The sequence below is a fragment of the Exiguobacterium sp. USCH10 genome (genome assembly GCF_037619445.1).
GTDB lineage: Bacteria > Bacillota > Bacilli > Exiguobacteriales > Exiguobacteriaceae > Exiguobacterium > Exiguobacterium aestuarii_A.
In genome coordinates this window covers 437,975-459,912 of the sequence record NZ_JAQPZO010000001.1, presented here as the reverse complement: position 1 = coordinate 459,912, position 21,938 = coordinate 437,975, and the positions used below count along the sequence as shown (strand labels likewise).

Sequence of the window (21,938 nt, the reverse complement as noted above, 5' to 3'; positions counted from 1 at the left end):
CGCATCGACTCTTATTCGTAATCGTCTTTCCGGTCTAGTTGGACGGTGATTTGGACAGTTTTTCGGGCGGGATCGGCATATCCTTCCGCGACGCACTGGAAACGACCTGCAATCTGTTCGGCTAAAAATCCAGCTTCGAGCTGATAGTAACCGGTCGCCTTGGCTTGGGTCGTGGGCGGTGGGATCAGTTCGTATGTAAATTTACTCCCACGTTCCTTTTTGAGCGTCAACGCTCCCCAACCTGCCTCGTCGAAGAATGCAGTCAGTTCATCGTCAGACATCGTCGGGAATTTGCGGGCGACCCGTTTTCCTGACCAATAGATGACTTGGGCGTAATCTTCACCAAGCAAGTCCGTCAACACATAGTCGCGAAGAAGTTCAATCGCGAAAATTGGTTGGCTCATCGTTTCCATTCTATCCCATCACTCCAATCTCTCTATATCATTATAACGACCAATCGGAATTTGGTCATCCTGTATTTTTGAAAAGAATGTGGCACAAATCGGCTAGGTTATCTTGTCATACAATTTTCACAAGAGTAGAATAGGAGTCAGAAAGCTATATCTGCATTTGAAAACGCTTTTATTGACAAAACGAGCCAATGCTCGTGAAAAGGGGGAACTAGAATGGCAGCGCATCGTGACTACTTCAGTCGTAAAGTCCATTCGCTACTTGGGGTCATTCCAATCGGTTTGTTTTTGATCGTTCACTTATCGGTCAACTACTACATCGTCGATGGGGTGGAGTCATTCAACAAAGCAGCAAAATTCATGGAGAACTTACCGTATCTGTACTTCCTTGAAGTGACGATTATCGCATTGCCGATGATCTTCCACGGCGTGTACGGCGTGTACTATGCGTTTCTCGGATCGATTAACTCGAACCGTTACTCATACGCACGCAACTGGTTGTATCTCTTCCAACGCTTCACAGGGGTCTTCCTCGTCATCTTTATCGCGTGGCACGTTTGGGAAACGCGCTTAGCGAAATTACGCGGGGTAGAAGTCAATGCGGAGATGATGCAAAACATCGTCGACAACCCGCTCATGTTGATCTTCTACATAGTCGGAATCCTTTCGGCTACTTTCCACTTCGCGAACGGTCTTTGGTCGTTCTCGATCACGTGGGGAATCACACAGTCACCTCGTTCGCAACGTCTCATGAGCTACGTATCAGGTGTCGTGTTCTTGGCACTATCTTTTGTCGGCATCCGTTCGATTTTGACGTTTGCAGGCATCTTGTAATTAGGGGGAATTTTACATGGCAAATCAAAGTTTGATCGTCATCGGTGGCGGTCTAGCTGGACTCATGGCGACTATCAAGTCGGCAGAGATGGGTGTTCCGGTAAAACTATTCTCGCTTGTACCGGTCAAGCGTTCACATTCAGTTTGTGCCCAAGGTGGCATCAACGGGGCCGTCAACACGAAAGGGGAAGGCGATTCTCCTTGGCAACACTTTGACGACACGGTCTACGGAGGCGACTTCCTCGCCAACCAACCACCTGTTCAAAAAATGGCAGAGAATGCACCGAAAATCATCCACATGTTCGACCGGATGGGTGTCATGTTCAACCGTACGCCAGAAGGTCTCTTAGACTTCCGTCGTTTCGGTGGAACGCTTCACCACCGTACGGCATACGCTGGAGCGACAACAGGTCAACAACTTCTATATGCACTCGATGAGCAGGTTCGTCGCTATGAAGCACAAGGTCTTGTCGAGAAATATGAAGGATGGGAATTCCTTCGTGCCGTCATCGATGAAGAAGGCATCTGCCGTGGTGCGGTCTGTCAGGATTTGCGCTCGATGGAAATTAAAGCGTTCCCATCGGACGCGGTCATCTTGGCGACAGGTGGCCCAGGGGTCATCTTCGGTAAGTCGACAAACTCGGTCATCAACACAGGACAAGCAGCGGCAGCGGTTTACCGCCAAGGTGCAGTCTACGCGAACGGGGAGTTCATCCAAATTCACCCGACTGCGATTCCAGGGGACGATAAACTTCGTCTCATGAGTGAATCGGCTCGTGGGGAAGGTGGACGTGTCTGGACATACAAAGACGGGAAGCCATGGTACTTCCTCGAAGAGAAATATCCAGCATACGGAAACCTCGTACCGCGTGATATCGCGACACGTGAGATCTTCGATGTATGTGTTAACCAAAAACTCGGCGTCAACGGCGAGAACATGGTGTACCTCGACTTGTCTCACAAAGATTCGAAAGAACTCGACATCAAACTTGGTGGGATCCTCGAAATCTACGAGAAATTCGTAGGGGACGACCCGCGTAAAGTACCGATGAAGATCTTCCCGGCAGTCCACTATTCGATGGGCGGACTGTGGGTCGACTACGATCAAATGACAAACATCCCTGGACTCTTCGCAGCCGGTGAATGTGACTACTCGATGCACGGTGCGAACCGTCTCGGTGCGAACTCACTTCTCTCAGCCGTTCACGGTGGAATGGAAGCAGGTCCTGCAGCGGTCAACTACATGCGTGGTCTCGACCAAGCGACAGAAAGCGTCTCAGACGCACTCTTCAACTTCAACGAGCGTGAAGAGATTGAACGCTTCAACGACATCCTTGCGATGGATGGAACAGAGAACGCATATCAAATCCACCGTGAACTCGGTGAACTCATGACGGACAACGTCACAGTCGTTCGTTATAACGACAAGCTCGAAGCGACGGACAAGAAAATCCAAGAATTGCGTGAACGTTTCCATAACATCTCGGCTACGGATACGGCACGTTGGAGCAACCAAGGGGCATCGTTCATTCGACAGCTCGACCACATGCTCGACCTCGCACGCGTCATCACACTCGGCGCACTCAAGCGGGACGAGAGCCGTGGTGCCCATTACAAACCGGAATTCCCGGAACGTAATGACGAGCAGTTCATGAAGACGACGATGGCACGTTACAAAGATGGGGAAGTCGATATCTCGTATGAAGACATCGATGTTTCGTTAATCCCGCCACGTAAACGGGATTACTCGAAGAAAGGGGCGAAGACGAAATGACGACGCCAATGCAATCTGAACAAAAAGACATCCGCTTCATCATCGAACGTCAAGATGGACCGGATCAAGCAACATATACTGAAGAATTCACGGTGCCGTACCGTCCGAACATGAACGTGATCTCGGCATTGATGGAAATCCGCCGTAACCCGGTCAACGCGAACGGCGACAAGACGACACCGATCAACTGGGACATGAACTGTCTCGAGGAAGTATGTGGTGCCTGCTCGATGATCATCAACGGGAAGCCACGCCAATCGTGTACAGCGCTCGTCGATAAACTCGAGCAACCGATCCGCCTCGCGCCGATGAAGACGTTCCCGGTTATCCGTGACCTTCAAGTCGACCGTCAACGCATGTTCGACGCGTTGAAAAAAGTGAAGGCATGGGTTCCAATCGATGGAACGTATGACCTCGGTCCAGGACCGCGTATGCCAGAAAACAAACGCCAATGGGCGTACGAGTTATCAAAATGTATGACATGTGGGGTTTGTCTTGAAGCGTGTCCAAACGTCAACGACAAATCGGACTTCATCGGTCCAGCGGCGATCTCGCAAGTCCGTCTCTTCAACTCGCATCCAACAGGTGCCTTCCACGCGGAAGACCGCCTCGAAGCACTTATGGAAGACGGCGGCATCATGCAGTGCGGAAACGCACAAAACTGTGTCGAAGTTTGTCCGAAAGGCATCCCGCTCACGACGTCAATCGCTTCGATGAACCGTCAAACGACGCTTCATTCGTTCAAACAGTTCTTCGGTAGTGACAAAGGTCGCACCGGTTCTGCGGTCGAGGCGTAAGCGAGCCGATGACCAAGTACTTTCGAGAGCCAGGTTGGGAAACACGTGTCAAAGCAGGGATTGCGCTCGATGTAAAAGTTCGCTTTTCGGAGTGCGATCCGTACGGTCACATGAACAACACAATCCCGTTCATCTATTTCGAAGATGCGCGAATTGAGTTGTTAGAAGCGACAGGATTCTCCTTAAAGGATGGGTTTGTCGTCGTCGCCGATGCGCAATGTGACTATGTTCGACAAGTCATGCCACGTCAACAGCTGACCGTGCATGCCAATATCTTGACGGTCGGAAACACTTCATGTGATATTCATTACGGGGCATATGACGGAGAGCAACTCCTCTTCGCGGGACGAACGAGCCTCGTTCATTTGACGAAGGAAGGTCGTCCAACGGAATGGACTCCGGAATATAAAAACCGCTTGCAGAATTTTTGCGAATCCGCTATCATTTGATAATGAGTTCACAAACAAAAAATATTCTGCCGGTTCGCCTGTAGAATTGAATTTTGAAGGGAGACCATCATCTCATGGAAAAAACGTTCACAGTCGTTGCTGATTCAGGAATTCACGCTCGTCCAGCTACTCAGTTGGTTAACACAGCTTCTAAGTTCCAATCAGACATCAACCTCGAGTACAATGGTAAAATAGTTAACTTGAAGTCGATCATGGGTGTACTTTCACTCGGTATCGCAAAAGATTCTACAATCAAGATCACTGCTGAAGGTGAAGATGCAGAAGAAGCGATCAACACGCTTTCTGACATGCTCACTAGCGAAGGTCTTGCTCAGTAATTCGGGTAAGGGACGAGGCGCCACTGGCGACCTCGTCTTTTTTTGTCATGGGAACGTTTCTTTTTCCGTCTGATGTTTTTTGGTAAGATAGGTGAGAATGGAAGTGATGCAAAATGAAACGAGCGATTGGAGTCCTCGATTCAGGAGTCGGCGGGTTGACGGTAGTCAAAGAATTGATGCGCCAGCTCCCTAAAGAAGAAATTATCTATATCGGGGATACGGAACGCTGTCCATACGGGCCGCGTCCGCACGATGAGATTGAAGCTTATACATGGGAACTCATTGAGTTTCTATTGAAGAAAGACGTCAAAATGATTGTCATCGCGTGTAACACGGCGACGGCGGTCGTTTTGAAAGAGGCGCGGAAACGCCTCGATATCCCGGTCATCGGTGTCATCGACCCAGGTGCCCGTGCGGCCGTCAAAGGGACGCGAAACAAACATATCGGTGTCATCGGTACGAAGATGACGATTGAGAGCGCTTCTTATGAGAAGGCGCTTCGTCACGTGGCTGGTGAGGTCGACGTGTACTCACTCGCTTGCCCGCCTTTTGTCCCGCTCGTTGAAGCGGGGGACGTGTCGGGAGACCGCGTCCGTCAAATCGTGGAAGAGGCGCTGCGTCCGCTACAACCTTCCGAGATGGATACACTCATTCTCGGTTGTACGCACTATCCGATTCTTGCGCCTGTCATCCAGGACGTGGTCGGACCGAACGTGCACCTCATCTCGTCGGGTGACGAGACGGCGCTTGAAGTCGCAGCGATGCTTGATTATCAAGAGCTTGAGAACGGATTAGATACTGTCCCATCCCATGCCTTTTATGCGACGGGGGACATTGAACTGTTTGACCGACTAGCGAGCGAATGGCTCGGTCGTCCGGTCCATGCGGAGAAAGTCGAGGTGACCGGCATTGCGTGATACGAGACGATTTGATGAATTACGAACAGTCGAGATCGTACCTCATGTGAATAAGCATGCGGAAGGGTCTGTCCTCATTTCGATTGGTGATACGAAAGTGATTTGTACAGCGACTGTCGAAGAACGTGTTCCGAACTTCCTTCGCGGGAAGAAGCAAGGCTGGATCAATGCCGAGTATGCGATGTTGCCACGTGCGACAGGTGACCGGACTGTCCGAGAAGCGGTACGTGGGAAACAATCGGGTCGAACGATGGAGATTCAGCGTCTCATCGCCCGATCACTCCGCTCGGTCGTTGACTTGGAACGTCTCGGAGAACGCACGATTTGGATTGACTGTGATGTCATCCAAGCGGATGGCGGGACGCGTACGGCATCCATCACGGGTGGGTTTTGTGCCCTCGTCCTCGCTGTCGACCGGTTAATCCGTCAAGGGAAGCTCGACGATACACCGATCAAAGAAGGCGTCGCGGCAATCTCGGTCGGACGGACCGATGAACTCGTTCTCGACTTGGACTATATGGAAGACGCGGCGGCTGAGGTCGACATGAACGTCGTCATGACGGCGAGCGGTCGGTTCGTCGAAGTTCAGGGGACAGGTGAAGAGGCGACGTTCACGCTTCAAGAGATGAACGAGATGCTCGCGCTTGCACAACACGGAATCGAATCATTATTCAAGACGGCTGAAGAGGCACTCGGTGCTTCTTGGTGGTACGTCGGAGAACGTTCGGAGGAGACATTATGAAGTTGATCATTGCGACACACAATCCCGGGAAAGTAAAAGAACTAGAAGGGATGTTGACACCGCTCGGATTTGAGGTCGAATCACTACTCGACTATCCGGATGCGCCGGAAACAGATGAGACAGGGACGACATTTGAAGAAAATGCGGCGTTAAAAGCGACGGAAGCGGCTGCCTATTTCGGGCATGCTGTTCTGGCGGACGACTCCGGTCTTGAAGTCGACGCGCTCGACGGGGCACCTGGTGTATATTCAGCTCGCTTCGCCGGTCCTGAAAAGTCGGATGAGGCGAACAATGCGCTTCTTCTTGAAAAATTGAACGGCGAAACGAATCGCGTGGCTCGCTTCGTCTGTGCCCTCTGTCTGGCGAAACCGACAGGAGAGACGTTGACCGTTCGCGGAACAATTGAAGGGACAATCGGCTATTCCCCACGTGGCGAGAACGGTTTCGGATACGACCCGCTCTTTATCGTTCCATCGCTCCACAAGACGGCGGCCGAACTAGAACGTGAAGAAAAAGCGGTCGTCAGTCACCGTGGACAGGCATTACGAAAACTGGAGGCAGAAATCATTCCATTCATGAAAGGATGAAGCTTATGCGTTTTCTAATAGTGAGTGATAGTCATGGTCTGACGGAAGAATTGACAACGATTTTTGAACGACACGAGGCGGAGATTGATGACGCGTTCCATTGCGGCGATTCACAACTCGCACTTGTCGATGAACATCTATTGCCGTATCGAACGGTCCGTGGGAATTGTGATTTTGGTGGAGACCTTCCGCTCGAACGGATTGAGACGACGGATGCCGGTACGATCCTCATCGTCCACGGGCATCATCACGACGTCAAATTCGACTTGAATCGGCTGCGTTACCGGGCGGAGGAAGTCGGCGCGAACGTCGTCTTGTTCGGTCACTCGCATGTGGCGGGTGCTTTGATCGAGGACGGGGTCGTCTACATCAACCCGGGTTCGATTCGGATGCCACGGGGACGTTCGGACAAAACGTATGCGCTTCTTGACCTAGAAAACGGGGAAGCGGCGGTACGTTTTTATCGATCGGAAGACGGTTCTCACGTCGAAGATTTGGACATCGCAGGAAAACTATGAGTTTCGAATGGGAAATCGATTGACAGGAAACCATTTTTCTATTATAGTTTTCATGTCAATGTCCCAATAGCTCAGCAGGATAGAGCAACGGCCTTCAAGACAAATAGGAGCCTTTATAGGGAAACAGAAACCTATAAAGTGGACGACACTATATCGGTGAAGCCTTAACAGATGATGCTGATGGTAATACCGAGGAAACTTACGATCTCTTAAGGAGTGATGTTTTATGTATCATCACACAAAAAGTAAGGGAGATTTAGGTGTTTTAAAGGCTCAAGTAGATTTATATCAAAAAGGGTTTATGATTTTGTTCCCTGCAACTGAACATGCACCGTTTGACTTAGTTGTTTACAAAGACAACCAGTTTAAACGGATTCAAGTTAAGTACAGAGAACTAAACACAAACGGGGTTCTAAATGTTCGGTTTCGTTCAAGCTATAGTACCGCGAGTGGAGTTCAGACGCGGTTTATAAACAAAGATGAAATTGATGTATACTGTGTATATTGTCCACAGACTGATACCTGTTATTACTTTGAACCGAATCTTTTTGAAAAATCTATTTCATTGAGGGTAAAAACACCAAAGAATAATCAAAAGCAAAATATTCTTTTTGCAGATGATTATCGTGAGGTTCCGTAGAGACTACACGTGTCGCACCTGAAACGGTGAAGATATAGTCCAGACTACAAACAACACGATGTTGGTGACGAAAGTCATGGTGGTAAGCTAAGCCGTCGGTCGGGGGTTCGAATCCCTCTTGGGACGCTTCCATTAAAATAGAGATGTTCTCTACGGAGAACGTCTCTTTTTTCATTTTCCGGGAAATCGATTGACAAGGAATCGCGTCCTAACGGAAGATGAAAGGGAATGGAAGAGAGGGTGAGGGAAGATGGAGAAGGAAAAGGACCAGGACTATCCGTTCCCCGGGAATTGGTCGCGCCTGCATAAGATGATTCAAGAAGCAGATGCCTCTGGGGAACGACAGCGGATCGAACCGATTTTATGGGATTGGTATCAGGCGATTCCGGGTGACCCGTTTATTTTCATGGAAATCTTCCAATGTGCGATGGAAAAACCGGACGACCCGGAAACGCTCGAGAAGTTGCAGGAACTCGTCGCCATCCAGATGGCGGAAGCGGAAGAACCGGCTTCGGGCGGATTACAGATCGCGCAGTATTACATCATGCGGGACCAGCCGTTTGAAGCGGCGCACTGGATCAACCAGTACCTCGAATGGCAAGACAAAAAAGATACGGTCAACACACAGGCACATCAAGTGCTTCAAGTATTGAAGATGACGGAGTTTCCGGCGGCCATCGCCAAATTGAAACGGACGTTGACGCGCGGCAGTACAGGGGAACAAATCGAGGCGTTGCAACATGTTCATTTCAATATCGATTCGGTGCTCGACAATGTGCTGCATGAGCTACTCGTATCCAAGCGACCGAAGCTCGTCAAATTAATCGTGTTAGAGAAAGCTTTTGCCGAACTGGCGGTCATCAAGTGGTCGGATGGGGATTCAACAAACGAGATGTCGCAAATGGAGGCAACATCGCACATCGAGACGTGGGAGAAGACTGTCCTATCGCTTCAAAAATCAGTTGAGGGCGATGAGATCGGGACTCAGTTGTTGATGAACTATATGTACACGCATTATCCGTATGTGCCGGCCGAAAAAGCGGATGTGGAACAGGCACTCGTACAGGCGAAACAAGCGATTTTGCATGACGAGGCAGTCGACGGTTTGGCAGCTGCGATTTTAGAGGCGGATCTGCGCTTCACACAGGCGTTATTAGACTAAATCCTTGTGTGCATACCGAGGATTTATGCTATAATACGGATTGTTGTACATTTTTGTACGGTATAAACGAATTGTTGGAGGGACTTAGCATGACAGCAAAATGGGAAAAAACATCAGGTAGCCAAGGCGTACTCACGTACGAAGCTCCTGCAGAAGCTTTTGATAAAGCAGTTGACGCCGCATTTAAAACAGTCGTCAAAGACTTGAACGTGCCTGGCTTCCGTAAAGGTAAATTGCCACGCCCAATGTTCAACAAAATGTATGGAGAAGAAGCACTCTATCAAGATGCGCTCGACATTCTCTACCGCGACACAATCCAAGGTGCGGTTGAAGAAGCTGGTTTCGAACCAATCGCGCTCGAAAACATCGATGTAGACGGCACGCTCGAGAAAGGCAAACCAGTCGCTTTCAAAGTGACATTCGTGGTTGAGCCAGAAGCTGAGCTTGGCGAATACAAAGGCCTCGAGTACGAAGCTGTTTCAACTGAAGTAACAGAAGACGAAGTAACAGCAGAACTTGAAGCACTTCAACAGCAAGGTGCAGAACTCGCTGTTAAAGAAGGTGCAATCGAAAACGGCGATACAGCTGTATTTGATTTCGCAGGTTTCGCTGACGGTGAGCAGTTCGAAGGCGGCACAGCTGAGAACTACACACTCGAAATCGGTTCTGGTCAATTCATCCCAGGATTTGAAGAGCAAATGGTCGGCATGACTGCTGGTGAAGAAAAAGACGTTGAAGTAACATTCCCTGAAGAGTACCACGCTGAAAACTTAGCGGGTAAACCAGCGACATTCAAAGTCAAGCTTCACGAAGTTAAAACAAAACAAGTTCCTGAACTCGACGACGAGTTCGCAAAAGACATCGACGAGTCTGTTTCGACACTCGACGAGTTGAAAGCGAGCATCCGTGAGCGTTTAGAAGCTGGTAAGAAACAAGAAGCTGAAGGTACAATGCGCGACCAACTCGTTGAGCAGGCAACTGCTAACGCGACAATCGACGTACCACAAGTTCTCGTTGACCAAGAAGTAGACCGCATGGTACAAGAGTTCGGTTCACGTGTATCTTCACAAGGAATCGACCTTAACATGTACTTCGAACTCACTGGTACTTCTGAAGAAGCAATGCGCGAAGAGATGAAAGAGCAAGCTGAAGAGCGCGTTAAAGCTCGTCTCGTCTTGAAAGCAATCGCTGACAAAGAAGCAATCGAAGTATCTGACGAAGATGCTGAGAAAGAGCTTGAAGAAATGTCTAAACTTTACAACATCGCACCGGATCAACTCCGTACGATGCTCGCTCCACAAGGCGGTCTTGAGACACTTAAAGGTGACCTCAAATTCCGTAAAGCGATCGACATCCTCGTTGAAAACGGTAAAGCGAAGTAAGTTGATTTTTAGTGGGACGACTGCTTAGCGGTCGTCCTTTTTTCTGTCACAACACTTTGGATGTGTAATTCTTTGAAGTCGCAATATGTTCATGCTACAATTATTTCAACGCAGAGATGTAAAATGTCTTTTCACGGTGCATCGCACCAGAAAATACAAATCGCGATTTATCGCACTTACATCCATTTTCACCACAGAAGGGGTGTATCGAATGTTCAAATTTAACGAGGAAAAGGGGCAACTCAAGTGCTCGTTTTGCGGAAAATCGCAAGAACAAGTTCGTAAGTTGGTCGCCGGACCAGGCGTATACATTTGCGATGAGTGTATCGAACTTTGCAATGAAATCGTTGAGGAAGAGCTCGGTGTAGAGGAAGAAGTCGAATTCAAAGACATTCCGAAACCACAAGAGATTCGTAACATTCTAGACGATTATGTCATTGGACAAGACCGCGCGAAACGTGCGCTTTCAGTCGCTGTCTATAACCACTATAAACGCATCAACGCCGGCGGCCGTTCGGATGATGTCGAACTTGCGAAGTCGAACATCGTCATGATCGGACCAACTGGTAGCGGGAAGACGCTTCTCGCCCAGACGATGGCTCGCGTCTTGAACGTCCCATTCGCAATCGCGGATGCGACGAGCTTGACGGAAGCGGGTTACGTCGGTGAAGACGTCGAAAATATCTTGCTCAAATTGATCCAATCAGCTGACTATGATGTCGAGAAGGCTGAAAAAGGAATCATCTATATTGATGAGATCGATAAGATTGCTCGTAAGTCTGAAAACCCATCGATTACGCGCGACGTATCCGGTGAAGGCGTTCAGCAGGCACTCCTTAAAATTCTTGAAGGCACGACAGCAAGCGTACCGCCACAAGGTGGACGTAAGCATCCGCATCAAGAATTCATCCAAATCGATACGACAAACATTCTCTTCATCGTCGGCGGAGCATTCGCCGGGATTGAATCGGTCGTCAAACGCCGAATCGGGAAGAAAGTCATCGGTTTCGGAAACGATCAAGAGAATCGCGAGTTGACGCAAGAAGACTTGCTCGCCCGCGCACTTCCTGAAGACCTTCAAAAATTCGGTTTGATTCCTGAGTTCATCGGTCGTTTGCCAGTCATGGCGACGCTCACGACACTTGATGAGGAAGCACTCGTTGAAATCTTGACGAAGCCGAAAAATGCCCTCGTTCGTCAGTACGAGAAAATGCTCGAGCTTGACGATGTCGAATTGACGTTCACAGACGAGGCATTGATCGAAATCGCCAAACTTGCGATCAAACGTAAGACTGGCGCGCGCGGTCTCCGCTCGATTATCGAAGAAATGATGCTCGATGTGATGTTCACCGTCCCATCGCGTGACGATATCGAGAAAGTCATCATCACAGATGAAACGATTACGGGTCTTGCCGGTCCGAAATACGTCCTTCGTGATGGTACTGTCGAACAGACAGGGGACAACAAAGAGACAGCATAATTTGTTAACGAAGAAGGCTCAAACACTCGGCACACTCCGAGTTTTGGGCCTTTTTGCACAGGAGGCGTTGTAGATGGAAAAATTACCAATCCTTCCGTTGCGAGGAGTCGTCGTATATCCGCTCATCGGTGTGACAATCGATGTCGGACGCCCGTTATCACTTCGGGCGCTCCTTGCTGCAAAGGAGCATGAAACGGATTTAATTGTCGTCACTCAAAAAGAGACCGGGAACGAGTCACCAGAACCGGAAGACTTGTACACGATTGGAACGCGTGTCCATATCGCCAAAATGAGCGAATTGTCGAACGAGACGATTCGGGTTCGCATTGTCGGGAAAGAGCGTGTCCGCGTCGACTCGGTCGAATCGACGGATGAAGGCTGGTTCGCCAACGTCGAACCACTTGAACTCGCTGAAGGGGAAGAGGTCGAACGTACGGCGCTCGTCCGTCTGTTGAAAGAGCAGTTCGGAAAACTTGTCGCGAACATCAAAGGCATGTCCCCGGACGAACGTCGTCGTTTCGAGATGTATGAGCGACTCGAATCGCTCACGGACTATATCACGTCAAAACTCGATGTCGATGTCGAACTTCGCCAAGCGATGCTCGAAGAAGCAGATGCGGTCAAACGAGGGCTTGAACTGCTTGAAATCATCGCACACGAGGTGGAAGTGATCGAACTCGAGCAAGAGATGCGCGAGCGTACGAAGAAGTCGATTGAGCAGTCGCAGCGCGAGTACTACTTACGGGAACAGATGAAGACGATTCAACAAGAGCTCGGCGACCAGACGCAAGAGTCTGAGCCGAACCGCCTTCGCGAGAAGTTAGAAGCGCTCGACTTGCCAGAGACGACTCGAAAGAACGTCATGCGTGAAGCAGAGCGATTGAACGTCGTCCCACAAACGTCGCCGGAGTATGCGGTCATCCGCAATTACCTCGACTGGGTCGCATCCCTTCCATGGGGCATCGAGACGGAAGACAAGCTCGATGTGAAACACGCGGCAGACGTCCTTGACGATGACCATTACGGTTTAGAGTCAGTAAAAGACCGAATCCTCGAATACTTGGCCGTCCGTCAGTTGACGAACTCGCTTCGTGGACCAATCCTTTGTCTCGCCGGACCTCCAGGGGTCGGGAAGACGTCGCTCGCCCGTTCCATCGCGTCGGCGCTTGAACGTCACTTCGTTCGCGTCTCACTCGGTGGGGTACGCGATGAGGCAGAGATCCGTGGTCACCGCCGGACGTATATCGGTGCGATGCCAGGACGTGTCATCCGTGGGTTGAAGCAAGCGGAAAGCAAGAATCCGGTCTTCTTACTCGATGAGATCGACAAGATGGCTTCTGACTTCAGAGGAGACCCGGCGTCGGCGATGCTCGAAGTACTCGACCCAGAGCAAAACGTATCGTTCTCGGACCACTACATCGAAGAACCGTTCGATTTGTCGAACGTCCTCTTCATCGCGACAGCGAACGACGTCTCGCAAATTCCGGCACCACTCCTTGACCGGATGGAACTCATCCAAATCGGTGGGTATACGGAGCTCGAGAAAGTCGAAATCGCGAAGCGTCACTTAGTGCCGAAACAGTTGAAAGAGCACGGATTGAAGAAGAGCCAATTGACGATCAAAGAAGATGCGCTCTATGAAGTCGTACGCCGCTACACACGTGAAGCGGGTGTCCGGAACTTAGAACGCGTCATCGGTTCACTCTGCCGTAAAGCAGCGAAACAAATCGCGATCGGTGAGAAGAAACGGGTCACGATTTCGAAGAAAGCCATCATCACGTATCTCGGAAAACCGAAGTATCGTTACGGAAAAGGAGAGACCGAGGACTCAATCGGTGCAGTGACAGGTCTTGCCTACACGGCGTTCGGTGGAGACACGCTCACAATCGAAGTGGCGCTCGCACCTGGGAAAGGCAAACTTCAGTTGACGGGTAAACTCGGTGACGTGATGCAGGAGTCGGCACAGACGGCATATAGCTATGTCCGCGCGAATGCTGAGCGATTCGGGATTGACCCGACGTTCTATGAGCGACAAGACATCCACATCCATGTTCCGGAAGGGGCCGTACCGAAAGATGGACCATCGGCCGGGATCACGATTGCGACAGCACTCATTTCCGCGTTGACCGGGAAGAAAGTCCATCGCGATGTCGGGATGACGGGGGAAATCACACTTCGTGGACGCGTTTTACCAATCGGTGGATTGAAAGAAAAAGCGCTCGCTGCTCATCGGGCCGGGTTGACGACCATCGTCATTCCGAAAGATAATGAGCGAGACATCGATGACATTCAAGAAACGGTACGTGAGAAACTGACGTTCGTTCCCGTGACGACACTCGATGAAGTATTAGATGTAGCATTTGGAGGAAATTAAATGAAGATCAACAAAGCAGAATTCGTGACGAGTGCCGTCGCGCCAGACCATTATCCGGTCCATGAGTTGCCGGAAGTGGCGCTTGCCGGACGGTCGAACGTCGGGAAGTCGTCGTTCATCAATAAGATTTGCCAACGGAAGGCGCTCGCACGGACGTCTTCAAAACCAGGAAAGACTCAGACCCTCAACTTCTTCAATATCAATGATGAAATCATGTTCGTTGACGTTCCAGGATACGGTTACGCGAAAGTATCAAAGACAGAGCGTGAGAAGTGGGGCGTCATGATGGAGCAATATTTGACGAGCCAAGAGGCACTTCGCGGCGTCGTCTTGCTTGTCGATATCCGTCATGAGCCGACGGGTGACGATGTGACGATGTACAACTTCTTGAAACACTATGACATTCCGGTCATCGTCGTGGCGACGAAGCTCGATAAGATCAAGAAGAGCCAGCGTCAAAAGCACGAGGCAGCGGTAAAACGTAAGCTTCAGTTCGATCCATCTGACCGTTTCGTCGCTTTCTCAGCCGAAACAGCAGAAGGAAAAGACGATGCGTGGAAAGCGATTTATGCACTCATCACGGAAGGTGAATGAAGTATGGGCGAAGGGATTCCTTCGCCTTTTTGTTTTTCTCATCCCGCAAGCGGGTAATTATCGTATAATCATAGTTAGTACATAGTCATAATCGTAAACGAGGTGGAGAAATGCAGCGCATGTTTGAAAACAAATGGTACCGCGCCCTCTTTTGGACGCTGACCATCTTTTTAGTCATTTGGGTCGGAACAGAGATCTCATTCGTGTTTGAACCGATTCAAGTCATTTTGGCACTCGTCACGGTCCCACTCATTGTGGCCGGGCTCTTCTTTTATTTCTTGGTCGGCATCGTCGACTTTTTAGAAAAACGGTTGAAAGGGAAGAGGACTTTAGCTGTAGCGATTACGTTGATCGGTCTCGTCCTGATTTTCACACTCGTCTTCAGTATCCTCGGACCGGTGTTAGGCGAACAGATCACGTCGCTCATCAATGCGATGCCGAGTATCGCGAAAGAGCTTCAACAACAAGCGTTCGCCGTTCGTGACACGTTGCTCCAAAATGAGTTCTTGTCGCGCTTCATGGCACAAAATGATGAGATGTTCCGCAATTTGACGACGAACATCACGTCGTATTTAGGAGATTTGTTCGGAAACATCGCGTCGTCATTCGGGCAAGTCGTCGGATTCGTGACGTCGGCGGTCATCACAATCGTCGTCATCCCGTTCATGCTTCTTTACATGTTGCTTGACGGGAAGCGTCTGCCGGACGCTATCGTCAAACTCTTGCCATCAAGCTATGAGAAAGAGACGCGTCACATCTTGCATGACATGCACGAGACGGTGCGAAGCTATGTCAACGCTCAACTGCTCGTCGCGTTCTTCGTCGGGATCACGTCGCTCATCGGTCTTTGGATCGTCGGGGTGGATTATGCCATCTTGCTCGCTCTCTTCATGATGGTGACGAACATCATCCCATACGTCGGACCGTTCTTAGGTGCCGTACCGGCTGTCATCGTGGCGTTCATTCAAGATCCGATCAAAGTCATCTGGGTCATCGTCGTCATCATCATCGTGCAGCAGATCGAATCGAACGTCATCTCGCCGCTCATTCAAGGGAAGTCCTTGAAAGTCCACCCGCTCACAATCATCATCGTTTTGCTCGTGGCTGGGAACTTGGCCGGGATCATCGGGATGCTCATCGCCGTACCGTTCTATGCGGTCGCCAAAACAGTTGTCCAGAATATCGTTCGCATCTATAAACTAAAAGAGCGTAAACAATATTTGGACAAAGAAGAGACGGAAAGCTCTATTATTACGGATCCAAACTCACCACATTCATAAGAAGAAGGGTAGAAATGGGGTTTCGCCATTTCTACTTCTTTTTGTCACAAAAAGTTCTTATTTTATTTCAGGAAAATCAAACAGAAGATTATAGTTACCAGATAAGAACTGTTATAATGTACGGTAGAGATTGAAAAAAAGAAGAGACAACCGTCGGTGGATTTTAGATGAGGGGAAGAGATACATGCATATTGTCGTCGTTGGACTAAATAACAAGACAGCCCCTGTCGCGATTCGGGAGCAGTTCTCGTTTGGGGAGCAAGAAATCGTAGATGCGATGATTGCACTTCGCGAAGAGAAGAGCATTTTCGAGTCGGTTATTTTGTCTACGTGTAACCGGACGGAGCTGTACGTCGTGACAGACCAACTCCATACTGGACGTTATTACACGAAACGTTTCTTGGCGAACTGGTTCAATCTAGAGATGGAGCAGTTCACACCATACTTGTCGATTCGAGAAGGGGAAGAGGCGATTCGCCACTTGTTCCGTGTCACATCGGGCCTCGACTCGATGATCATCGGGGAAACACAAATTTTAGGTCAGGTGAAGACGAGTTTCTTCCGTGCTCAAGAGCATGGAACGACAGGAACGGTCTTCAACAAATTATTCAAAGAAGCGGTCACACTCGCCAAGCGCGCCCATACGGACACGCAAATTGGGGAAATGTCTGTATCGGTCAGCTCGGCTGCCGTGACGCTCGCGCAAGAGATGTACCAACAGCTCGAAGATAAGCAGGTCGTCGTCGTCGGAGCCGGAGAAACGGGTGAACTGACAACACTCAACTTGTTCGAGGCTGGTGCCAAACAGATCGCCGTCTTCAACCGGACGGAGAGCAAGGCGAAAGCTGTTGCGGATAAGTTCAAAGGTCGTGCCCATTCGATTCGTGAAATCGCATGCGGATTACTCGATGCGGATATTTTGATCAGTTCGACCGGAGCGAAAGACGCCGTCATCGGATATGACGATGTGGCAGCGGCACAATTGTTGCGCCGTGAACGCCCACTTCTTCTCATTGACATTGCTGTGCCGCGAGATATCGATCCAGCGGTCGCGACACTTCCAGGTGTTCATTTGTTCGATGTCGATGATTTGAATGGGATCGTCAACAAGAATCTCGAAGCTCGTCTCCTTGAAGCCGAGAAGATCGAGATGAAGATCGATGAAGCGATTCAAGAGTTCCAAACATGGCTCGTCACGCTCGGTGTCGTACCGATCATGAACGAGTTGCGTGCCCGTGCCCTTGATATTCAAGAAGACACGATGACGAGTCTAGAGCGCAAGCTCGACCACTTGTCGGCGCGCGACAAGAAAGTCATCGGGAAGCATATGAAGTCAATCATCAACCAGATGCTTCGTGACCCGATCGACTATATTAAAGACGCAGCGGCACAGCCGGACGCAAACGTTCGAATCGCCCAATTCGTCGAGACGTTCGGACTCGATGTCGAGTTACCAGAACAACCAGTAGACGAAGTGGAAGAAACAGATGCCACTTCTGCGAAAGCACCACTTCGCGCATTGATGCGCTAACAAGATATAAAAGGCGACGTGTGTCGCCTTTTTCTATGAAGGAGAGACTCAACATGCGAAAAATCATCGTCGGCTCACGCCGTTCCCAACTTGCCATGACTCAAACGAAATGGGTCATCGAACAATTGAAGCAAGCCGGAGCACAAAACGAGTTCGAGATTAAAGAAATCGTGACGAAAGGGGACCAAATCGTCGATGTGCAATTGTCAAAAGTCGGCGGAAAAGGTCTATTCGTCAAAGAGATTCAACAACAGATGCTCGACGGGGACATCGATTTCGCCGTCCACAGCATGAAAGACGTACCAGCCGAACTTCCGGAAGAGCTCTATATCAGCTGCATGCCGAAACGTGTCGACGCACGTGACGTCCTTATCTGCGAGAACGGCTACACGTTCGAGACGCTTCCGAAAGGTTCAATCGTCGGAACGAGCTCACTCCGTCGTGGGGCACAGATCTTAGCGGCACGTCCTGACCTTGAGATTCAATGGATCCGCGGAAACATCGACACGCGTTTGAAGAAGTTGGATTCGGAGAACTACAACGCCATCTTGCTCGCGAAAGCCGGGCTCGAACGGATGGGGTGGACGGACCGTGTCGACTTCGAAGCACTTGACCCGGACGTCATGGTACCTGCTGTCGGACAAGGCGTACTCGCCATCGAGAGCCGTAAAGACGATGCAGAGGTAACGGCAGTGCTTCAGTTGTTACATGATGATGTGACGGCAAAAGCCGCGACAGCGGAACGGACTTTCTTAAAAGCCATCGAAGGAAGCTGTCACGTCCCGGTCGGCGGTTACGCGACGGTCGACGGTGATGAAGTGACGCTCACGGGCCTCATCGCGTCAGTGGACGGGAAAGAAGTGCTCCGCGTGACGAAAACGTCAACGGACGGGGTCGCACTCGGAATGGACGTCGCAGAAGAATTGCTTGGACGTGGCGGGCGTGAAATCCTCGCCTCGGTCAATGAGTGACGTCTGGTACACGGGAACGAAACGAATGACCGCTTCGCAACGGGCGCTGCTCGAGGCGAGCGGTCTTTCCGTTCATCATGTCCCGCTCATTCAGACGAGAGAGACGCACGTCCCACCACCCGTGGAGAGATTCGACTGGCTCGTCGTCACGAGCCAGAACGCGGTGCCCGCGCTTCGAAATCTGACGCGTGATGTCAAGGTCGCTGCTGTCGGTGAGAAGACGAAGCGGGCGCTTGAAGCGGAAGGGTTTATCGTCTCGCTCATGCCGGAGACGTATACGGGTGAGGCACTCTTTGAGCAGTTACGCGATGTCGTTTCCGCCGATGAGGTCGTCTTGTTCGCGCGTGGCAATTTGGCGAACACGAAGCACATGACGATGCTCTCTCACGTGCAGGACTGGGTCGTCTACGAGACGATTCCGGTGCCACTGACACCGGCGCAACAGCAACAACTCGAGACCGTGAAGGCACTGCTCGTCTTGAGCCCGTCGGCCGTCGAGGCGCTCACACCGCACTTGTCTCGCTTCAATGGGACGTGGTACGCCATCGGCGAAGTGACCGAACGTGCCGTCCGACAAGTGTCGACGTTACCGGTACGAGTGCCAGAATGTTATACTATGGATGCATTAATACAGTGTGTAGGGGAGGATTTTTCATGAACCAGTTTGACCGTCACCGTCGTCTTCGCTCATCGAAGTCGATGCGTGCCCTCGTACGTGAAAATCATGTTCGGAAAGAAGATTTGATTTACCCACTCTTCGTCATTGAAGGGACTAACATTAAACGTGAAGTCAGCTCGATGCCTGGCGTCTTTAATTATTCACTTGACCGACTCGAAGAAGAGATCAAAGAAATCGTCGACCTCGGTCTCCAATCCGTGCTCTTGTTCGGCGTGCCAGAACATAAAGACCCGGAAGGCAGTGAAGCGTATCACGACCACGGCATCGTCCAAGAAGCGATCCGTAAAGTAAAAGAGTGGGCGCCACAGCTCACGGTCATCGCCGATACGTGCCTATGTGAATATACGTCTACAGGTCACTGTGGCCTCGTGAAGGACGGGGACGTCGATAACGACGCATCGCTTCCACTTCACGTCCAGACGGCGATCACGCAAGCACAAGCGGGTGCCGATATCATCGCGCCGAGCTCGATGATGGACGGATTCGTCGCAGCCATCCGTGAAGGTCTCGACCAAAACGGATTCAGCCACATCCCGATCATGAGCTATGGCGTAAAATATGCGTCGGCGTATTACGGACCGTTCCGTGACGCTGCCCAATCGGCTCCTGGTGAAGGCGACCGTAAAGGCTATCAGATGGACCCGGCGAACCGTCGTGAGGCGTTCCGCGAGTCACAATCGGACGTCGAACAAGGTGCCGACTTCATGATCGTCAAACCGGCTCTCGCGTTCATGGACATCATCCGTGATATGCGCGACTCACTCGATATGCCAATCGTGGCGTATAACGTGAGCGGAGAGTACGCGATGATTAAAGCCGCGTCACTTAACGACTGGGTCGACGAAGAACGCATCGTCATGGAGACGATGGTCGGATTCAAACGTGCCGGTGCCGATCTCATCGTCACGTATTTCGCAAAAGACGTCTGTCGCTATTTGGAAGGAGACTACGCATGACATACAACCAAACGCGCTCACAAGAAGCGTTCGAACAAGCCCGCCCACTCATGCCAGGCGGTGTCAACAGTCCGGTCCGTGCCTATAAATCGGTCGGTATGACGCCAATCTTCGCCGAACGTGGTGAAGGTTCACGCGTCTATGACATCGACGGCAACGAGTATATCGATTACGTCCTCTCATGGGGACCACTCATCCTCGGTCACCGTGACCCTGTCGTCACGAAAGCGATCCAAGAACAAGCTGAAAAAGGCTGGACGTTCGGAACGCCGACCGAGCTTGAGACGAAGATGGCAGAACTCGTCATCGACCGCGTCCCATCAATCGAGATGGTTCGTATGGTCAACTCGGGTACGGAAGCGACGATGGCAGCACTTCGCCTCGCACGCGGCTATACAGGGAAGACGAAGATCTTGAAGTTCGAAGGATGCTACCACGGACACGGCGACTCGCTTCTCATTAAAGCCGGTTCGGGTGTCGCAACACTCGGTCTTCCGGACTCACCAGGTGTACCGAAAGAACTCGCAAGCCACACGCTCACCGTTCCTTACAACGACTTGGACGCAGTCCGCGTCGCGTTTGAGAAATACGGTGACGATCTCGCTGGTGTCATCGTCGAACCAGCGGCTGGAAACATGGGCTTCGTACCACCACAACCAGGATTCCTCGAAGGACTCCGTGAAATCACGGAACAAAATGGCGCGCTTCTCATCTTTGATGAGGTCATGACGGGCTTCCGTGTCGGGTACAACTGTGCACAAGGATACTTCGGTGTCACACCGGACCTCACATGTCTCGGTAAGGTCATCGGCGGTGGACTTCCGGTCGGTGCTTACGGCGGGAAACGTGAAATCATGGAACAGATTGCGCCGCAAGGTCCAATCTATCAAGCGGGTACGCTCTCAGGTAACCCACTCGCGATGATTGCCGGTTATACGACACTCTCGCAACTGAAGCCTGAGCACTATACGGAGTTCGAGCGGAAGGCAGACCGTCTCGCGGAAGGATTCACGCAGGCCGGTGAGAAATACAACATCCCGCACGACACGAACCGTGCCGGCTCGATGTTTGGTTTCTTCTTCACGAATGAGAAAGTGACGAACTTCGAGAAAGCGAAATCGGCGAACCTCGAGATGTTCCGTTCGTACTATCAGAAGATGGCAGCGCGCGGCGTATTCTTGCCACCGTCACAGTTCGAAGGATTGTTCCTCTCGACGGCGCATACGGATGAGGATATCGAGAAGACGATTGCAGCGGTCGAAGCGACGTTCAAGGAGCTTCAAGAAGAGTTTTCACTCTAATCTTGACTGCTGACGTTTCTGTCGCTACAATTATTTAACAGATACGATGAAAAGCATTGATGAGGAGTAGTACGCATCATCCATTCCTTTTTAGAGACGCGACCGCTTGGTGAAAGGTTGCGAGGGATGGACGCGGAAGTCGCCTCGGAGCTGACTTTCTGAATGGAGTAAGAAAGTTCGGTCCATCGACCGTTATTCGATTTTGAGTGCGCCACTTGTTGG

The 21,938-nt window shown here is 50.7% G+C and carries 22 protein-coding genes and 1 other annotated feature (1 of these 23 cut by a window edge); of the genes, 21 read left to right on the top strand and 1 reads right to left on the bottom strand.

Annotated elements, in window-relative coordinates; translation table 11 throughout:
• Positions 1 to 11: 11 nt before the first annotated feature.
• Positions 12 to 404 carry a YslB family protein gene (locus tag PQI28_RS02360; protein ID WP_243834707.1) on the bottom strand — a complete coding sequence of 131 codons (393 nt, stop codon included), beginning with the start codon at positions 402 to 404 and terminating at the stop codon, positions 12 to 14.
• Positions 405 to 626: 222 nt separating this feature from the next.
• Between PQI28_RS02360 and PQI28_RS02355 the strand changes: the two genes are divergently transcribed.
• The 21 genes from PQI28_RS02355 (at position 627) to hemL (ending at position 21,716) form a co-directional block, all read left to right on the top strand.
• On the top strand, positions 627 to 1,244 hold the full coding sequence (locus PQI28_RS02355) for a succinate dehydrogenase cytochrome b558 subunit (RefSeq protein ID WP_015881102.1): 618 nt from the start codon (positions 627 to 629) through the stop codon (positions 1,242 to 1,244).
• 16 nt (positions 1,245 to 1,260) lie between these two features.
• Positions 1,261 to 3,018 carry a succinate dehydrogenase flavoprotein subunit gene (gene sdhA, locus PQI28_RS02350; RefSeq protein WP_074032768.1) on the top strand — a complete coding sequence of 586 codons (1,758 nt, stop codon included), beginning with the start codon at positions 1,261 to 1,263 and terminating at the stop codon, positions 3,016 to 3,018.
• Positions 3,019 to 3,026: 8 nt separating this feature from the next.
• Positions 3,027 to 3,815: a succinate dehydrogenase iron-sulfur subunit gene (gene sdhB, locus PQI28_RS02345; protein ID WP_193343274.1), complete on the top strand. Its 789-nt coding sequence runs from the start codon at positions 3,027 to 3,029 to the stop codon at positions 3,813 to 3,815.
• Between the two features lie 8 nt (positions 3,816 to 3,823).
• The gene (locus tag PQI28_RS02340) at positions 3,824 to 4,264 is read left to right on the top strand and encodes an acyl-CoA thioesterase (RefSeq protein ID WP_147537790.1); all 441 of its coding nucleotides are present in this window, start codon (positions 3,824 to 3,826) and stop codon (positions 4,262 to 4,264) included.
• Positions 4,265 to 4,338: 74 nt separating this feature from the next.
• A complete protein-coding gene (locus tag PQI28_RS02335; RefSeq protein WP_339962434.1) occupies positions 4,339 to 4,602 on the top strand; it encodes a phosphocarrier protein HPr in 264 nt (87 codons plus the stop codon).
• A 113-nt stretch (positions 4,603 to 4,715) separates the two neighbouring features.
• On the top strand, positions 4,716 to 5,519 hold the full coding sequence (racE, locus tag PQI28_RS02330) for a glutamate racemase (RefSeq protein WP_339962433.1): 804 nt from the start codon (positions 4,716 to 4,718) through the stop codon (positions 5,517 to 5,519).
• A complete protein-coding gene (rph, locus tag PQI28_RS02325) occupies positions 5,512 to 6,261 on the top strand; it encodes a ribonuclease PH (protein ID WP_074032777.1) in 750 nt (249 codons plus the stop codon). The genes racE and rph overlap by 8 nt, the downstream gene beginning before the upstream one ends.
• On the top strand, positions 6,258 to 6,848 hold the full coding sequence (locus PQI28_RS02320) for an XTP/dITP diphosphatase (RefSeq protein WP_214695264.1): 591 nt from the start codon (positions 6,258 to 6,260) through the stop codon (positions 6,846 to 6,848). The genes rph and PQI28_RS02320 overlap by 4 nt, the downstream gene beginning before the upstream one ends.
• Before the next feature lie 5 nt (positions 6,849 to 6,853).
• Complete coding sequence (locus tag PQI28_RS02315) at positions 6,854 to 7,366, top strand: metallophosphoesterase family protein (protein WP_074032782.1); 513 nt, start codon at positions 6,854 to 6,856, stop codon at positions 7,364 to 7,366.
• 226 nt (positions 7,367 to 7,592) lie between these two features.
• A complete protein-coding gene (locus tag PQI28_RS02310) occupies positions 7,593 to 8,006 on the top strand; it encodes a group I intron-associated PD-(D/E)XK endonuclease (protein WP_074032786.1) in 414 nt (137 codons plus the stop codon).
• A 250-nt stretch (positions 8,007 to 8,256) separates the two neighbouring features.
• The gene (locus PQI28_RS02305) at positions 8,257 to 9,168 is read left to right on the top strand and encodes a hypothetical protein (protein ID WP_214749751.1); all 912 of its coding nucleotides are present in this window, start codon (positions 8,257 to 8,259) and stop codon (positions 9,166 to 9,168) included.
• 89 nt (positions 9,169 to 9,257) lie between these two features.
• Positions 9,258 to 10,550, top strand: coding sequence for a trigger factor (gene tig, locus PQI28_RS02300; RefSeq protein WP_214749748.1), 1,293 nt, complete (start codon positions 9,258 to 9,260; stop codon positions 10,548 to 10,550).
• A gap of 211 nt (positions 10,551 to 10,761) precedes the next feature.
• On the top strand, positions 10,762 to 12,030 hold the full coding sequence (clpX, locus tag PQI28_RS02295; protein WP_015881113.1) for an ATP-dependent protease ATP-binding subunit ClpX: 1,269 nt from the start codon (positions 10,762 to 10,764) through the stop codon (positions 12,028 to 12,030).
• Between the two features lie 73 nt (positions 12,031 to 12,103).
• On the top strand, positions 12,104 to 14,404 hold the full coding sequence (gene lon / locus PQI28_RS02290) for an endopeptidase La (RefSeq protein WP_214760505.1): 2,301 nt from the start codon (positions 12,104 to 12,106) through the stop codon (positions 14,402 to 14,404).
• Positions 14,405 to 14,998, top strand: a complete 594-nt coding sequence (gene yihA, locus PQI28_RS02285; protein ID WP_074032795.1) for a ribosome biogenesis GTP-binding protein YihA/YsxC — start codon at positions 14,405 to 14,407, stop codon at positions 14,996 to 14,998. It begins immediately after the preceding gene.
• A gap of 110 nt (positions 14,999 to 15,108) precedes the next feature.
• Complete coding sequence (locus PQI28_RS02280; RefSeq protein ID WP_214785296.1) at positions 15,109 to 16,278, top strand: AI-2E family transporter; 1,170 nt, start codon at positions 15,109 to 15,111, stop codon at positions 16,276 to 16,278.
• Between the two features lie 184 nt (positions 16,279 to 16,462).
• Positions 16,463 to 17,809: a glutamyl-tRNA reductase gene (gene hemA, locus PQI28_RS02275; RefSeq protein WP_214760507.1), complete on the top strand. Its 1,347-nt coding sequence runs from the start codon at positions 16,463 to 16,465 to the stop codon at positions 17,807 to 17,809.
• 53 nt (positions 17,810 to 17,862) lie between these two features.
• Positions 17,863 to 18,780: a hydroxymethylbilane synthase gene (gene hemC, locus PQI28_RS02270; protein ID WP_224860400.1), complete on the top strand. Its 918-nt coding sequence runs from the start codon at positions 17,863 to 17,865 to the stop codon at positions 18,778 to 18,780.
• On the top strand, positions 18,752 to 19,438 hold the full coding sequence (locus PQI28_RS02265; RefSeq protein ID WP_339962432.1) for a uroporphyrinogen-III synthase: 687 nt from the start codon (positions 18,752 to 18,754) through the stop codon (positions 19,436 to 19,438). The genes hemC and PQI28_RS02265 overlap by 29 nt, the downstream gene beginning before the upstream one ends.
• Entirely contained in the window at positions 19,435 to 20,415 is a 981-nt protein-coding gene (gene hemB, locus PQI28_RS02260) for a porphobilinogen synthase (RefSeq protein WP_339962431.1), read from the top strand. Before PQI28_RS02265 ends, hemB begins: the two co-directional genes overlap by 4 nt.
• A complete protein-coding gene (hemL, locus tag PQI28_RS02255; RefSeq protein ID WP_339962430.1) occupies positions 20,412 to 21,716 on the top strand; it encodes a glutamate-1-semialdehyde 2,1-aminomutase in 1,305 nt (434 codons plus the stop codon). Before hemB ends, hemL begins: the two co-directional genes overlap by 4 nt.
• A 47-nt stretch (positions 21,717 to 21,763) precedes the next feature.
• Positions 21,764 to 21,938: a binding site (T-box leader), on the top strand (it continues 48 nt past the right edge of the window).

What these genes read in the sequence shown, in the direction of transcription:
- PQI28_RS02360 (WP_243834707.1), bottom strand. Translation starts at nt 404, where the DNA reads ATGAGCCAACCAATTTTCGCGATTGAACTTCTTCGCGACTATGTGTTG.
- PQI28_RS02355 (WP_015881102.1), top strand. Translation starts at nt 627, where the DNA reads ATGGCAGCGCATCGTGACTACTTCAGTCGTAAAGTCCATTCGCTACTT.
- sdhA (WP_074032768.1), top strand. Translation starts at nt 1,261, where the DNA reads ATGGCAAATCAAAGTTTGATCGTCATCGGTGGCGGTCTAGCTGGACTC.
- sdhB (WP_193343274.1), top strand. Translation starts at nt 3,027, where the DNA reads ATGCAATCTGAACAAAAAGACATCCGCTTCATCATCGAACGTCAAGAT.
- PQI28_RS02340 (WP_147537790.1), top strand. Translation starts at nt 3,824, where the DNA reads ATGACCAAGTACTTTCGAGAGCCAGGTTGGGAAACACGTGTCAAAGCA.
- PQI28_RS02335 (WP_339962434.1), top strand. Translation starts at nt 4,339, where the DNA reads ATGGAAAAAACGTTCACAGTCGTTGCTGATTCAGGAATTCACGCTCGT.
- racE (WP_339962433.1), top strand. Translation starts at nt 4,716, where the DNA reads ATGAAACGAGCGATTGGAGTCCTCGATTCAGGAGTCGGCGGGTTGACG.
- PQI28_RS02320 (WP_214695264.1), top strand. Translation starts at nt 6,258, where the DNA reads ATGAAGTTGATCATTGCGACACACAATCCCGGGAAAGTAAAAGAACTA.
- PQI28_RS02315 (WP_074032782.1), top strand. Translation starts at nt 6,854, where the DNA reads ATGCGTTTTCTAATAGTGAGTGATAGTCATGGTCTGACGGAAGAATTG.
- PQI28_RS02310 (WP_074032786.1), top strand. Translation starts at nt 7,593, where the DNA reads ATGTATCATCACACAAAAAGTAAGGGAGATTTAGGTGTTTTAAAGGCT.
- PQI28_RS02305 (WP_214749751.1), top strand. Translation starts at nt 8,257, where the DNA reads ATGGAGAAGGAAAAGGACCAGGACTATCCGTTCCCCGGGAATTGGTCG.
- tig (WP_214749748.1), top strand. Translation starts at nt 9,258, where the DNA reads ATGACAGCAAAATGGGAAAAAACATCAGGTAGCCAAGGCGTACTCACG.
- clpX (WP_015881113.1), top strand. Translation starts at nt 10,762, where the DNA reads ATGTTCAAATTTAACGAGGAAAAGGGGCAACTCAAGTGCTCGTTTTGC.
- lon (WP_214760505.1), top strand. Translation starts at nt 12,104, where the DNA reads ATGGAAAAATTACCAATCCTTCCGTTGCGAGGAGTCGTCGTATATCCG.
- yihA (WP_074032795.1), top strand. Translation starts at nt 14,405, where the DNA reads ATGAAGATCAACAAAGCAGAATTCGTGACGAGTGCCGTCGCGCCAGAC.
- PQI28_RS02280 (WP_214785296.1), top strand. Translation starts at nt 15,109, where the DNA reads ATGCAGCGCATGTTTGAAAACAAATGGTACCGCGCCCTCTTTTGGACG.
- hemA (WP_214760507.1), top strand. Translation starts at nt 16,463, where the DNA reads ATGCATATTGTCGTCGTTGGACTAAATAACAAGACAGCCCCTGTCGCG.
- hemC (WP_224860400.1), top strand. Translation starts at nt 17,863, where the DNA reads ATGCGAAAAATCATCGTCGGCTCACGCCGTTCCCAACTTGCCATGACT.
- hemB (WP_339962431.1), top strand. Translation starts at nt 19,435, where the DNA reads ATGAACCAGTTTGACCGTCACCGTCGTCTTCGCTCATCGAAGTCGATG.
- hemL (WP_339962430.1), top strand. Translation starts at nt 20,412, where the DNA reads ATGACATACAACCAAACGCGCTCACAAGAAGCGTTCGAACAAGCCCGC.